Origin of the sequence: Pseudoxanthomonas sp. CCNWLW251 (genome assembly GCF_037402255.1) — a bacterium.
In the GTDB taxonomy this organism is placed as follows: domain Bacteria; phylum Pseudomonadota; class Gammaproteobacteria; order Xanthomonadales; family Xanthomonadaceae; genus Pseudoxanthomonas_A.
This window is the reverse complement of the sequence record NZ_JBBEGA010000002.1, coordinates 1,022,766-1,035,998: the sequence shown is the minus strand read 5'-3', so window position 1 is coordinate 1,035,998 and position 13,233 is coordinate 1,022,766. Positions and strand designations below refer to the sequence as shown.

The 13,233-nt window shown below is 64.6% G+C and carries 14 protein-coding genes; 9 read left to right on the top strand and 5 right to left on the bottom strand.

The window, feature by feature from the left end; genetic code table 11:
* Window positions 1–35 precede the first annotated feature (35 nt).
* A complete protein-coding gene (locus tag WBN46_RS12005) occupies window positions 36–704 on the bottom strand; it encodes a DUF1353 domain-containing protein (RefSeq protein WP_337731708.1) in 669 nt (222 codons plus the stop codon).
* A 290-nt stretch (window positions 705–994) separates the two neighbouring features.
* Between WBN46_RS12005 and WBN46_RS12000 the strand changes: the two genes are divergently transcribed.
* From WBN46_RS12000 to WBN46_RS11985, 4 genes are all read left to right on the top strand, one after another.
* On the top strand, window positions 995–1,930 hold the full coding sequence (locus WBN46_RS12000; protein WP_337731707.1) for a DUF2059 domain-containing protein: 936 nt from the start codon (window positions 995–997) through the stop codon (window positions 1,928–1,930).
* A gap of 192 nt (window positions 1,931–2,122) precedes the next feature.
* Window positions 2,123–2,890, top strand: coding sequence for a hypothetical protein (locus WBN46_RS11995; RefSeq protein ID WP_337731706.1), 768 nt, complete (start codon window positions 2,123–2,125; stop codon window positions 2,888–2,890).
* Between the two features lie 392 nt (window positions 2,891–3,282).
* On the top strand, window positions 3,283–4,164 hold the full coding sequence (locus WBN46_RS11990; RefSeq protein ID WP_337731705.1) for a hypothetical protein: 882 nt from the start codon (window positions 3,283–3,285) through the stop codon (window positions 4,162–4,164).
* A gap of 513 nt (window positions 4,165–4,677) precedes the next feature.
* The gene (locus tag WBN46_RS11985; protein WP_337731704.1) at window positions 4,678–5,145 is read left to right on the top strand and encodes a hypothetical protein; all 468 of its coding nucleotides are present in this window, start codon (window positions 4,678–4,680) and stop codon (window positions 5,143–5,145) included.
* A gap of 132 nt (window positions 5,146–5,277) precedes the next feature.
* On the opposite strand, the gene WBN46_RS11980 is transcribed toward WBN46_RS11985, so the two are convergent.
* Complete coding sequence (locus tag WBN46_RS11980; RefSeq protein ID WP_337731703.1) at window positions 5,278–5,895, bottom strand: NAD(P)H-dependent oxidoreductase; 618 nt, start codon at window positions 5,893–5,895, stop codon at window positions 5,278–5,280.
* Window positions 5,896–6,025: 130 nt separating this feature from the next.
* On the opposite strand from WBN46_RS11980, the gene WBN46_RS11975 reads away from it, so the two are divergent.
* Window positions 6,026–6,382 carry a helix-turn-helix domain-containing protein gene (locus WBN46_RS11975; protein WP_337731702.1) on the top strand — a complete coding sequence of 119 codons (357 nt, stop codon included), beginning with the start codon at window positions 6,026–6,028 and terminating at the stop codon, window positions 6,380–6,382.
* Window positions 6,383–6,535: 153 nt separating this feature from the next.
* Complete coding sequence (locus WBN46_RS11970) at window positions 6,536–6,889, top strand: FKBP-type peptidyl-prolyl cis-trans isomerase (RefSeq protein ID WP_337731701.1); 354 nt, start codon at window positions 6,536–6,538, stop codon at window positions 6,887–6,889.
* A gap of 78 nt (window positions 6,890–6,967) precedes the next feature.
* Here WBN46_RS11970 and WBN46_RS11965 read toward each other — a convergent pair whose 3' ends face one another.
* Window positions 6,968–7,549 carry a pyridoxamine 5'-phosphate oxidase family protein gene (locus WBN46_RS11965; protein WP_337731700.1) on the bottom strand — a complete coding sequence of 194 codons (582 nt, stop codon included), beginning with the start codon at window positions 7,547–7,549 and terminating at the stop codon, window positions 6,968–6,970.
* Window positions 7,550–7,644: 95 nt separating this feature from the next.
* Window positions 7,645–9,090, bottom strand: a complete 1,446-nt coding sequence (locus WBN46_RS11960; protein WP_337731699.1) for a M20/M25/M40 family metallo-hydrolase — start codon at window positions 9,088–9,090, stop codon at window positions 7,645–7,647.
* A gap of 199 nt (window positions 9,091–9,289) precedes the next feature.
* Here WBN46_RS11960 and WBN46_RS11955 point away from each other — a divergent pair, with 199 nt between their 5' ends.
* From WBN46_RS11955 to WBN46_RS11945, 3 genes are all read left to right on the top strand, one after another.
* On the top strand, window positions 9,290–9,487 hold the full coding sequence (locus WBN46_RS11955; RefSeq protein WP_337731698.1) for a hypothetical protein: 198 nt from the start codon (window positions 9,290–9,292) through the stop codon (window positions 9,485–9,487).
* 171 nt (window positions 9,488–9,658) lie between these two features.
* A complete protein-coding gene (locus WBN46_RS11950; RefSeq protein ID WP_337731697.1) occupies window positions 9,659–11,149 on the top strand; it encodes a hypothetical protein in 1,491 nt (496 codons plus the stop codon).
* A 114-nt stretch (window positions 11,150–11,263) separates the two neighbouring features.
* The gene (locus WBN46_RS11945; RefSeq protein ID WP_337731696.1) at window positions 11,264–11,899 is read left to right on the top strand and encodes a hypothetical protein; all 636 of its coding nucleotides are present in this window, start codon (window positions 11,264–11,266) and stop codon (window positions 11,897–11,899) included.
* A 49-nt stretch (window positions 11,900–11,948) separates the two neighbouring features.
* Here WBN46_RS11945 and WBN46_RS11940 read toward each other — a convergent pair whose 3' ends face one another.
* On the bottom strand, window positions 11,949–12,983 hold the full coding sequence (locus WBN46_RS11940; RefSeq protein WP_337731695.1) for a nitronate monooxygenase: 1,035 nt from the start codon (window positions 12,981–12,983) through the stop codon (window positions 11,949–11,951).
* Window positions 12,984–13,233: the final 250 nt, after the last annotated feature.

Below are 13,233 nucleotides of genomic sequence, written 5' to 3'. Positions count from 1 at the left end.
AGGTAGATCTTCCTCGTTTGGTAGGACCGTCTGCATCACTCAAACACGCCAGGCGTAGTTTTCCACGACCCCCAGCTTATGGTGTGATCGTGTGGGAGCGCCCTCATGATGCGCTTCTCGCCATTGGCCTTGAGGCGCGCGTTATCCTTCCAAGATGCATCACCGAACTTACGGACCATGCCGTAAATTGCATCTGCCTTCCTTGGATCAACTTTCGAATCCTGCATTGCATAGCGAAATATCAGATCGGCTTCTTCTCTGCTTCGCTCCTGCGTCCAGTACAGGTAGTCATGCACAACGGCTGCATAGGCATAACGCCCTTCGGGCCTCATCACTTGCCAGAAAGCGCGAGGTACGCTCGTAAGATCGGTTACGAACCCGCGAGGCACGACAACTTCCTTGAAGTTCTGGCCGGGATTCGGTTTCCATATGATGTTGCCGTCAAGATAGTAGTAGTCCCAGTCGCCAAACGGCACGAGTCTGGTGACAATGATCATGGGACTTACTCCCATGCCATGCATCCTGCTGACGGCTTCCTTAATTTCCTGTTGTTCGTGGTCGTTCAACTTTCGAACGAAATCAGCGCGCGCCTTCAGATCGGCGGGATCGTTGCTTGAGTAATGCTGTGCATTGAGATGCAAGGAAAACGATGCCGCTACGACAACGGCAACAGACATAAGCATCAGTTTGGTTTTGCTGGCCATGCCCTTTCTCCCGGTTTTGCGCGAGCCTGCTATTGGCCGTGCTGCGAAGCAAGGGGTTAGGACAGCCGCTCGTCGGCTCACTGGTCGCTTGGCCCGGGTAAGCGCAGCGCACCCGGGCGCTTTGCGCCGATACGTTCCGATCCCCGCCCGGCTGCGGCCTTCGACCTTACCGGCGCTACGTGCGCCTTGGCATGGCATAGTCCCTACGGGCGCAGCGGGGTCTGCACCGCAAACACACGCATCATGGCCGGGCCGTACGCGGCCCCGCCTTGCACACAGGAAGGGGACACATGGTCAAGCAAGGAATGACGCGCGCATGCGCGATGGCGGCGTGGCTGGCGGCAGCGGCGATGGCAGCGCCAGCGCAGGCCGCCGAGCCCTCCCACGGACAGCGACTGATGGAGGCCATGGCATTCGACAAAGCCTTCGAGGACAACATCATGGTCTGCCACGAAGTGATGGCGAAGTACGACGTTGAGTCGGCCGTGAAGAGCAACCCGCAGATCCTTGCCGGTATCAAGCGGGGCGAGCCCGAGTTCGCCGAAGCCGAAGCGGCCTACGCCGCGATGATGGCCAACTACTGCGACTACGACCAGACCAAGGCGAGGGCGGCCTTCGCGCGCGCCCTGGACGATAGTCTCACCGTCGCCGATGCCGACGCCCTGATCGCCTTCTACGCCAGCGAACTGGGTCAGCGGTTCATCAAAGCGTCCCTTGCGGCCAACATTGCATCGAGCCGCGTCGTCAAACCCAAGCTGGATACGGAACAGTCCACCGCCATCTTCGGCGAGAAGATCGCCGCGCTGGTCGCCCGCAGGGCACCACCAGCGAACCAGGAGCGTGTCCTGGGAGCGGCCCAGGCACTTCCTTCGGCCGACGCGGCCGTGGCGCTGTCCGACCGCATCATGCAGTTCATCGTGGCGGGCAAGCCCGCCGAAGGCTTCGACCTGGCGCTACCGCACGCCCTGGTGACGAAGGCGCAGATGGACGACTTCAACAAGCAGGTGAAGACCCACCAGGACACCTGGGGCGCCCGGTTCGGAAAGAGCACCGGCTACGAGTTGCTGCGCAACGACACGATGGGCGACTCGCTGGTACGCACGATCTTCCTCCACCGTTTCGACGAACACGCCATCGTCTGGTACTTCGTCTGGTACCGCGGCACCCAGGGCTGGGTGTTGAGCCGCTTCGTCTTCGTCGAGGATTCCACCAAGCTGTTCGAATAGCGCGGAGCCAGCGCGGCCCGGGTAAGCGCAGCGCACACGGGACGCTCTACACGGAACTGTTCCGATCCCCGGGTGCGGCCTTCGGCCTTACCCGAGCTACGCGTTTCATGGTCGCCGCCGACCGCCTCGTCGCTGCCATGACCGCCTGATGGCATAGTCGCTGGTACGGGATAGCAACAAGGAGCGTCGGGGATGGGCGTATGGGCAAGCATCGGGTCCAAGACCCAGCACCTGATCGAGTTGGCCGCCAAGCTCACCATCATCGGGGTGCCCGCGCTTTACTTCGCTGGGTGGGCGTATCTGGATACCTACTGGGGCGAGTTCGGCATCGGCGACGGGCTGCTTGGCTACACCAGTACGGATTACATCCGCTGGGGCGCGTTGGTGCTCATTCGATCCGTACTGGAGAGCGCAACATGGGTCGCGGTTGCCGCATGGGTGTTCGTTCCTGTTCTTGTCATCCTCGCGTGCATCAGGACCTTCGGGATTCCTCGCCTGTTCGGCGCAAGCAGGAGGGCCAGGATGTTCCGAGCGGAGATGCGTCGACTTTGGCGCGTCGCCCCAAGGCATCGCGCGCTGGTCAACGTGGTCGATGCAGGGTTTGAGGCCCTACAAGCGGGTGTGCTCAGCTTTCTTATGCTGTTTCTGTTCGCCGTCGGGTTGATCTATCTCGGAGTCAAACCCGCCGCGGCCAAAGCAAAGGCAGACGCTGAGAAAGAGCGCGTCGCACTGGCCAAACTCGTAACCTTGGAGCGCAACTGGGTACTCGGATACACCGAAGCCGAATCCGCATGGCCGGCGTTGGTCATGCAGTGCGGCAGCGAGATGTGCGTCCTGCTGAGAAGCGAGAAGACCGAAGCCATCCCGCGCTCGACGATCACCCGCATGGAGACCTGTCGCCGGGTAGGCAAGGCGGACGACGGTACGTTCCGTTGCATCGCTCGGACGGAATTTCTCTGACCCGTAGGTGAGCTTCAGTCCACTCTCCCATCAGCCGCCGGACGATATGGACGGTGGGCCAAGGCCCACCTATGGCGTGCTGGCAGCCCGCGTAGCCCGAACACGCGCAGGGCGTCCGGGGCGCTCTCACGCGACGTTACCGATCCTCGGGTGCGGCCTATGACATGATCCGGGCTACGTGCTCCACCCACCTCGCCGACGCCGCTGACCACATCGTGGCCGCCCGCATCGATCGTAGGCCGGGCTCAAGCCCGCCTTCGCGCGCCATACGCACCCGTCGAACGGTGGGCCAGACCTCAGTCTACGAACACTCCTTCAGTGTATTTACCTTCCCCGACGGTGATAGAACTTCTTCTGCGTTAGTTCGACGCACATCCATCAGGGGAACTTATATGGAAGCAACAGTTCATAGGGCCCGACTGCTTTCCGCAATCGGGTTGGCGGCTTTGGCTCTCGGTTTTGCGCCAAAGGCCTCGGCACAACAAGCACTCATCTATGAATGCAATGGGTGTACAAACGCCCAGATCAACACCGAACTTCAGCGACGGATACAGTCGCTCCCAACACCATCCACGGTCAACATCTACTTCGTCAACGTTTCGCAATCGTTCGCCAGGAAGTACTACGTGAACAAGGAGTACATTAATCCGGGTGGCGGCCCACACTGCAATGTAGTGCCACCGCCGCCGAGCACACCCATCGAGTGCACCGTCTCGGCATTTCCTGTGCCGAAGCCCGTCGAGCCCATCATCAGCGACTACATTGCTCTCAAGCAGCAACTTGAAGCACAACCGTTGCCAACCGGTGGAAATCTCCCTGACAGCGCTTACACGGAAATTCTCTATCCTGACTATCGCACCAATGTAGGCAACTACCTGCTGAATCAGACTTTCGAGGGTCGGGTTCAGAGCATTTTGAACGGATTGTCCGCGCTTGGATACAGCGGCACCTTGGTGATCAATGTGCGCTATTCCGATGGCAGCGTGTCCCGCTATCAGTGGGATACGTCGCGGAGAACGTTTGTCGTGGTTCCGAACAGCTATCGTGATAAGGCTAACAATCGAATCCCCACCACTCGCGATGAGATCGTCGGTTCGGATACGGGAACTGTCGTGTTCGACTTCACATTCAACGACGACAACATGGATGACTTCATCTACCAGCTTCAGTTGCTGGGTGTACCAATCACCGGCCCTGGCTCCCGTCGTAGGCTGGCATGTACGTCTACTACCGGACCGAACGGCGAACGCTATGTAAATTGTCAGTGGATCTGATCTGAAGCTTGGGCGGAGGAGAGTCCAATTCCTCCGCCCGCTCGGTCCGAGTAGGGCTCTGCGAAATCAATAGGACTAGCTGTCTCAGTCAAGGCAACGACCCGGCGCAGTGCTAAACCCCATCGATGGAGCTCCGAGCCCCTCGCATAGGGCAAAAATCCCCAAGCGCTGAGCGCGCCCGTCCCATCGATGGCTCTCCCAAACCCATCGATGGCATTCCGAGCCCCGTCGCTCTCACATTGAAAGCCATCGATCGCTTTCAAAGACCCATCGATGGCACTCCGAGAGCCATACCCTGGCTTTCCGAAAGCCATCTGCAAGGCTTCGAGCTCCAGACCTCACATTCCGAATGCCATCGATCGCTTTCCGCGCTCGGTCGTTGGGATTCCGAGCTCCATCTCATTCCGAGAGCGCCCTGCATTTGTGAGAGGTTTTGCGAACGCATGCGCGCTAGGCTGCGGTCGTCGGCGATGAACGCCGACGTGTCCTTTCAATGTGATCAATGGAGTGAACATGACCCAGAACCGCATCTCCCTGCGCCTCACCGGCGAAGACATAGTCGCCGCCGAAGACGCCATCACCACCCTGGAGCAGCGCCTCACCGGCCTGATCGGCCTGACCCCCGACGAGCGCCGCGAACTCACCAAGATGGGCGACAAGTCCGAAGCCTTCTGCCGCCAGGCCGTCATCACCCTGGGCAAACACTCCGACGTATTGCCGCGCAACTTCGACGTGGACGAATACCGCGCCGACCTGGCCGCCCTCGACACCCTGCGTCCACTGCTCACCCGCCTGCAACGCGTGTACGACCGCATGGTCGACAGCGAAATGGCCCTCGGCAGCGACCTGATGGTCGCCTCCCTGGAAGGCTACGCCCACCTCAAGGTGGCCGGCCAAGGCGATGGACTGGACACACTGAAGGAAGCCCTGGGCGCCCGCTTCAACCGCAAGCGCCGGCAGGAACCCGAACCGGCCGCGTGAGCGCAGCGTCATGCAAAAGAAAGGCGGGCTTCGGCTCGCCTTTTTTTCAAGCGTGCGACCAAGGCGTCGGCTCACGCGGCATAAGCCGCCATGCACCCCGACAGCAGAGTGAACGTTCACCCTGCACGTGCATCACGCCGCTTCCAGCTGGCCCGCCTGCGCCAGCGCGCCGGCCATCGCGGCCTGCGCATGCTCGGGGCCCAACCGCACGCCCTCGGCACGCACCACCTCGATGCGGGTCACGCCCAGGAAGTCCAGGAAACTGCGCAGGTAGGACTCGTGGTGCTCGTACCCCGCGACCGGGGAGCCCGCCGCGTAGACGTTGCCGCGTGCGGACGCGATGATCACGCGCTTCTCGCCCAGCAACCCGTGCACGCCCTGCGCGTCGTAGCGGAACGTCCTGCCCGGCACCGCGATCGCATCCAGCCACGCTTTCAGTTGGCTGGGCACACTGAAGTTGTACATCGGTGCGCCGATGACGATGATATCCGCCGCCAGCACCTCGTCCAGCACACGGCCCACCACCGACACGTCCGCCTGCAGCGCGCTGTCCTGCGCCGGCACGTCAGCGCCCGCCGCCACCGCCAGCAACGGCGCCGACGCCTGCGGCAGTGGCTGCGCGGCAAGGTCGCGATAGGTGACGTCGGCGTCGGGGTTGAGCGCGACCAGGCGTGCGACGACCGCCGCGGTCAACGTGCGACTGACCGAATCGCCGCCGGTGATGCTGGAATCGATATGCAGGATCTTCATGGGGCAAGTGCCTTGTGGGGAAGGAGTGCGGCCGCATGTCGATCGTCTCCGTGACGCCGCTGCCACCGCGTCGCGAAAATCTAGTGGCGTATAGTCGTGTCAACAAGAAGGATTGATTTGAGTACCAGGTATGCAAAACCATACTGAGCAGGTATGCACCGACATCGCACACAACATCGATGAAATACATGGCGACATCAGGAAGGCCGTCGCCATCTTCGGTGGCAAATGGAAACTGGAAATCCTCTGGCTGCTGCACCAGCGCATGCACCGCTTCAATGAACTGCGGCGCGCCATTCCCGGCGTGACCCAGCACATGCTGACCGCGCAACTGCGCGAGCTGGAAAGCGACGGACTGGTACGCCGCACCCTCTACGCGGAAGTCCCCCCACGCGTGGAGTACGAACTCACCGACCAGGCCGTGCGCCTGCAGCCCGTGTTCGAAGCGATGCTGGAATTCATGCGGGGCAGGCGGCCGTCGGCATAGTGCTGAAGGCGGGCTTGAGCCCGTCCACGTAGGCCGTGCGCGTATATGCATGAGGGCGAGGCCCCCTACGACTCTCTACCCCTTTCCTCCTCTGGACCGCACGGGCGATAAACTACGCACCACGAACATCCCGATCCCCACAAGGAACACCCCATGGCATTCACCACCACAACCTCCGGCCTGCAATTCGAAGACACCGTCGTCGGCAGCGGCATCGAAGCCAAGCCCGGCAGCAACGTCACCGTGCACTACACCGGCTGGCTGTACGACAACGGCGCGCAGGGCGCCAAGTTCGATTCCAGCAAGGACCGCGGCGAACCCTTCATCTTTCCCCTCGGCGGCGGCATGGTCATCCAGGGCTGGGACGAAGGCGTGCAGGGCATGAAGGTCGGCGGCCAGCGCACCCTCATCATCCCCGCCAACCTGGGCTACGGCGCGCGCGGTGCCGGCGGCGTCATCCCGCCGAACGCCACGCTGAAGTTCGACGTGGAATTGCTGGGCACCTGATCCACGCAGTCATAGGGCGGGCTCAAGCCCGCCATCGCACGCGATCCACACACGTCGAACGGCGGGCCGGGGCCCGCCCTACGGCATCCGGCGCAGTTCGGCCACCTGCGTCTCCAACTCAGCGATGCGCGCGTCGCGCTCGGCAAGTGCGCGCTGCACGTCTTCGGCTTCGAAACGCACCGGGATGTACTTCGGACAATTCCAGTCGAAGGCTTCCACATGGATCGTCATCGTGCGCTCGGTGCGTCCCGCGCCCGGTGACTCTTCCACGCTCAACCGGCCCAGCAGCTTCAGGCGCTGGCGATGCGTGTAATCCATCAGGATCAACGCCACACGATCGTCCTGTGCCACGTTGCCCACACTGATGAACTGCCGGTTGCCGGGCAGGTCGGTGAACGACAGTGTCTTCGCATCGACCACGCGCAGGAAACCCGGCGCGCCGCCGCGATGCTGCACGTACGGCCAGCCGGTTTCCGAGACGGTCGCCATGTAGAAGCTGCGCTGCGCGTGGATGAAGGCGGCTTCGTCGGCCCCGAGTTCGGCATTGCGTACCTCGTCGCCGGATTCGAAGGCCCGCGCGTACTTCGCGCGGCTGCCGTCGCGTGCCTGCACGTCGCGTACCGCGGGGGTGAAGGCGATGTTCGCAAATGCATGTCTCATCTTGGTCTCCAAGCGTTGCGCGCAGGGTGGGCGCAAGCCCACCTTCGCACGCCATCCACATACCTCGCACGGTGGGCCAGGGCCCACCCTGCCGCTCACTGCACCGGCAACACCTGCGCCGGCCCTCCGGTGACCTTCCCGCGCGTCTTGGCGGTCTCGCCGAGATAGGCCAGGGCGAACTGGGTGAACTTGACGCTGTGCTGCGCCGATTCCCCCATCGTCGCCAGCGTGTCCTGGGGCGTGTGGATGTAGGGGAAGCTGCCGTTCGGCCCGCCGGCCTCGAACATCATCGCCGCGGGATAGCCGGCGTTCGTCCATGAGGCATGGTCCGAACACGCATAACCACACGCCACGCTGCTGCGCGTCAGGCCCATCGGCGCCAGGTAGGTATCGAACAGGGTGATGAAGAAATTCTTCAGATCGGTGTTGGAGTAGTCGCTGATCAGTTTCATGTCCGTCACCGCGCCCGACTTGTAGTTGGTCATGTCCACCTGCAGCACGCTGACCACGTTGACGCCGCTGGCGCGGAACGACTGCGCGATGGCATGCGAGCCGCGCAGGCCGACTTCCTCGGCGGCATACCCCATGAACTTCACCGTGCGCCGCGGCTGCCAGCCGTCGGCCAGTGCGATGCGCAGCGTTTCGGTGAGCGTGGCGATGCCCGATGCATCGTCGTCGGCGCCCGGCGCATGCTGGTTGGGATCGTAGGGATTGCTGCCGTTGATCGAGTCCAGGTGCGCGCCCAGTACGACGACGTCGTTGGGCAGGTCCCGACCCTGGATGGTGAGGATGACCGAAGGCTGCGTGCTGCAGTTCGCGCAGGCGGTGAACAACTCCGTGCTGACATCATCGCGGCCGGCGGCGAGCGATTGCCAGTGGTCCCGGATCCATTCGGCCGATGTCCTGCCGTGGCTGCTGGCGAAGTAGCGGTTGCGATAGCTGGAGAGGTGGTTGATGGTGTCGTAGAGGCGCTGTTCCTGCACCTGCGGCAACCAGCGGCTCACGGTGGCCTGGTTGTCGAGCGTGTAGCCGGCGGCCAGCGATTTCGTCATCGCCTGCTTCGCGCGATCCGCACTGACGAAGGCCTCGGCCTGCGCGCGGCTGGGGAATGCGAAATAGCCACCGCAGCGGCGCTCGCTGACATGCACGTAGCGGCTGATCTCGCCGAGGCGGTCGGCCCGGGTTTCGGAAATCACCAGCGGCGTGCCGGTGCTGTCGCGCCGCGCGACCGCATCACGGGCCAGGCCGCGGATCCCCTGCCAGGTGTCGCGCGAGGTCACGATGTACACCGGCGCGAACGGGTCGGTCTGCGACGGCGCCGTCGCGAGCGGAGCGGGCGCCCCGTCTGCACGCACGGGACGCGGGGGCGACGCTCCCGCTGGCGCTGTGACGTGCGGGGTGTTCACCCGGGTTGCGGCGGATGCGGCATGCGCGTGTGCGCCCGATGTCTGCACCGCCCGCAGGGTGTCCGACCTCAGCAGGAAAAAGCTGATCAGCAGGGAGAGCAGCAGTGTCATCGGACCCGGCAAGAACAGTTTCATCGTGGCATCCCCCCGGATGACGGCCTGCAGCGTTGCGGCTGCCACGCTACCACTTCCACAGCCGGTCCACGCGGGTGAAGCCCGTCATCCGATACCCCGTTTCGTCGGATCTCCGGTGGCTTGGTCGCACGCGGGTTGCGTGTGCCCCGGCGCGCGCACGACCCTGCTCCCCGCCATCAGGCCGCAACGGAGCAATCGCATGAAGAAACTACGATCCACCCTGCTCATCATCGGCGGCGCGGTGCTCGCCACCGTCAGTCTCTACGATGCCTCCCTGCCCACGCGCGCGCTGGGACTGCCGCTGGCGGGAGGCGAAGCTGCGATCGCCGCGACCTTCCTGTCGTTGGCCGCTGTCCTGGTCTGGTTCGGCATCCGCGGCCTGCGCAGGGCGGCGTAGGGCGGGGTCAAGCCCGCCAGCAGGGATGCGCCGACACCCGGGATGCTTCGAGCGGAGCCGCCCGACCGATGGATGACCTTGTGTGCATGGTCATGGCGTTGGCATGGAGGAGCGCGAACATGGCCAGCCCGGGTCGCGTCCCTCCTTCGCCACGGTCCCGTGAGGAACCCCATGATCGACAATCCGTTCGACGCGTTCGTTGGATCCAGGAAGCCCGTGCCGATGTACGACGCGGCCGAGGAAGGGAAGGCCTTCGCGTACGTGCTGTGGGGCGACGGGGTGAAATTCGAAGGCGCGCCGGGCACCGGCAGCCGGCGCAAGGTCACCGCGCGCGGCAGGACGGGATGGGTGCTGGCCTCCGCGCTCGATGGCACATCGCTGCTGGAGTTCTACTTCATCGACGTGGGGCAGGGCGATGGCGTGCTGGTGAAGACCCCCTCGTTCCAGCACATCCTCATCGACGGGGGATTTCCGCGCGACAAGCAGCCCAGCGGAAAATCGGCGGCGGATTTCATCGACTGGAAGTTCGTGAAGGATTACGGGCTGTCGAGCGTGGAGCTGGACGCCCTGATCTCGTCGCACAACGACGAGGACCACTACGGCGGACTTTCCGATCTGCTGGGCGTCGATGTGACCGAGGAACTGGATGCCGAGGCCATCCACGTCGACCGCTTCTATCACGCCGGTGTTTCGTGGTGGACGGTGGGCGGGAAGCGCTCGCTCGGCGAGGTGGTGGAACACGACGGCGAACGCTACCTGGTCGACCTGCTGGATGACCGCGATTCCGCGCTGCAGGGCCTGGATGCCGCAAGCCCACGGCCGTTGCAGGGCGAGTGGGCGAAGTTCATCCGGCGCGTGGCCGATACCACCACCGCCGATGGTGGCCATTGCGTGTTCGCCAGGCTCAGCGACGAGACGCCCTGGCTCCCCGGCTTCGATCCCGATACCAGCGAGGTATCCATCCGCGTGCTGGCCCCCATCGAGGCCGAGGTGCAGGGGCGCGCGGCGCTGCGCAATCTCGGCCGGAGCGAGCTCAACACCAACGGCCACAGCATCCTGCTGCGCGTCGACTACGGGCGCACGCGCACCCTGTTGACGGGCGATCTGAACAAGGGCGCGCAGCAGGACATCCTGCACGCGATGGCCGGCAGCCTGCTGGAACTGCAGTGCGACGTGGCCAAGGCCTGCCACCATGGAAGCGCGGATGTGTCGCTGGCCTTCCTACAGGCGATGGCGCCCTCGGCGACCATCATTTCATCGGGGGACGCGGAGGGACACGACCACCCGCGGCCGGCCATCGTGGCCGCCAGCGGCGCGACGGGCCACCTGACGGTGGTGAAGGACGAGATCGTGACGCCGCTGGTGTACTCCACCGAACTCGCCCGCTCCTATGCGGTCGGCAAGCTGGACAGGATCGAGGTGCCCGGCGGTGCGGCCGTCGAGGGCGACGATCTTGCCCGCACCACGCTGCACTACCGCACCACCAAGGCGGGCGATCTGCGCCCGAAGAAGGGATTCCGCAAGGCACGGGGGGCCTACGTGGTGTCGGGCCTGGTCTATGGTCTGGTCAACGTGCGCACGGATGGCGAGACCCTGCTGGCAGCGACGCTGGACGAAAAGAACGCGGAGTGGAGTGTCAGGACGTTTCCGGCGCGTTTCTGACGGTTCCCATGCGATGCACGCGCATGCCCTCCGCCACGATGGCGCCTTCGCCGGAAGCGTGCTTTAGTAGCCCTGTCGCGCCCTGGGGAGGGCGCCATCCACCAGGGGAATTCGATGTCCAGATGTCCGGGCTGGCTGGCCCTTCTGTTCGCCGTGCTGCCTGCCACCGCCTGGTCGCAGCAGTGCACGAAGCCGATGCTGCCGGATACCGAGATCGAAGGCTGGCACCGGAGTGAACTGGGTGGCGTCATCGTGGGGACCGCGCGCTATTCCATCGCGTCGCCCAATGCCGGGCCGAACGAGACCTTCACCCTCGGCATTTCCTTCAGTCACGCTGCCTCGGATGAATCGCACGACCTGCGTCCCCCCGACCACCGTGCATTGTCGGACCTGATGACTTCCAGCCTGCAGTTCCGTGACGAGCTCAAGGACCGCACCCGTCCACGCACCTGGGACACCGACGCCGTGCGTGTGATGCTGGATGGCAAACCCTTCCCCGGTCGCTTCGATGTGCAGGGCTCGCCGGGCCGCGACCATGCCATCGCGATCAACTGGGAGGTCTGGTACAGCGACGAGAACCTGATGGACGCGCTGGAAAATGCGCGCGAGGTGGAGATCATGCTGCGCCACACGCCCACCGGCACCTTTGCCACCCGGCGCTTCGATGTGTCTTCGTTCAAGGGCATCCGCAGCAAGCTGATTCCGTACTGGCGGTGCACCGCGATCCCATTCCATATCCACCGTCATTGAGGCAGGCCGACGGAGGTGGGAGGTCGGGTCGCCCCGCCTGCGGCACCCCTCAGTCCATCCCCATCAACGCCCGCGTCACCGCCGCAGCGCCCACGCCGGGGAACCGGCCGGGACGCGTGCCTGACCACAGCGGCGAGAAGTCATCCCGCCCGCGCGCTTCCGCCGCCGCACGCAGGGGGGCGAGGGCCTGCGATGCCCAGGGGAAGGCGGGCGGCAGCGTGGAGATCGCGCCGAGGTCGCGCATCAGGCGATTGACCAGGCCGCGCGCGGGGCGGCCACTGAACAGGTTGGTGATCGCGCTGTCGCGGCCCTCCTGCTGGAGCGCGGCGCGATGCACGGCCGAGGTGGTGGCTTCCGGGCACAACAGATAGGCGGTGCCGGCCTGCACCGCGCTTGCGCCCGCCGCCAGCAGCCGCTGCACATCGGTCCGGTCGCCGATGCCGCCTGCCGCGATGACCGGCACCGTCAGCACCTTCGACAGTGCGGTGACGAGGTCGAGGGTGGTCGGTTGCGCGGTGAGCTCGTCGGCAAGGAAATGCCCGCGATGGCCGCCCGCTTCGATCCCCTGCGCGATCACCAGGTCGACACCGCGTTGCTGCAGCCAGCGGCCTTCCTCCACCGTGGTGGCGGACGCCATCACCCGTGCGCCCCACGCCTTCATGCGCGCCAGCAGGGCGGCGTCGGGCAGGCCGAAGTGGAAACTGAGGACCTTCGGCTGGAACGGTTCCAGCAGATCCACGGTGGCCGCATCGATGGGCCGGCGTGCACCGGCCGTGGAGGGCGGCGGAGGTTCGACGCCGAACGCGTCGAAGTACGGCGCGAGCGCGTTCCGCCATTGCTGCTCATCCGCCGGGTCGGGATCCGCCATCGCGTGGCAGAAGAAGTTGAGGTTGATGGGGCGGTCCAGCGTGGCGAACGTCTGCAGGGCCGCTTCCAGCTGTGTTGCGCTGAGCAGCGCGCATGGCAGCGAACCGAGGCCGCCCGCGTGGGCCACGGCCAGTGCGAGCGCTTCATCCTGCACGCCCGCCATGGGCGCCTGGATGAGAGGAAGGTCGATGCCCGGCAGGGACGGGATGAGAGCCATGGCGGAACTCCGGCGACGTGCGGTGGGTAGCTTACGCTCGCGCCGGCATGTGGACGAACGGGTCCTCCGCTTGACGCATGCCTCCCTCATGCGATGTTGGCGGCAGCAGCGGGAAGCTGCGGCGAGCGCATCGCGCAACCTCCGGCATCACTGCTATCGTGGCACCCGCCCGTGCAAACAGGGGAATGCCACGGCAGGGGCGCCATGCTCATCCACTCGACCCGTATCCGCCGTGCAGGAACGCATCGAC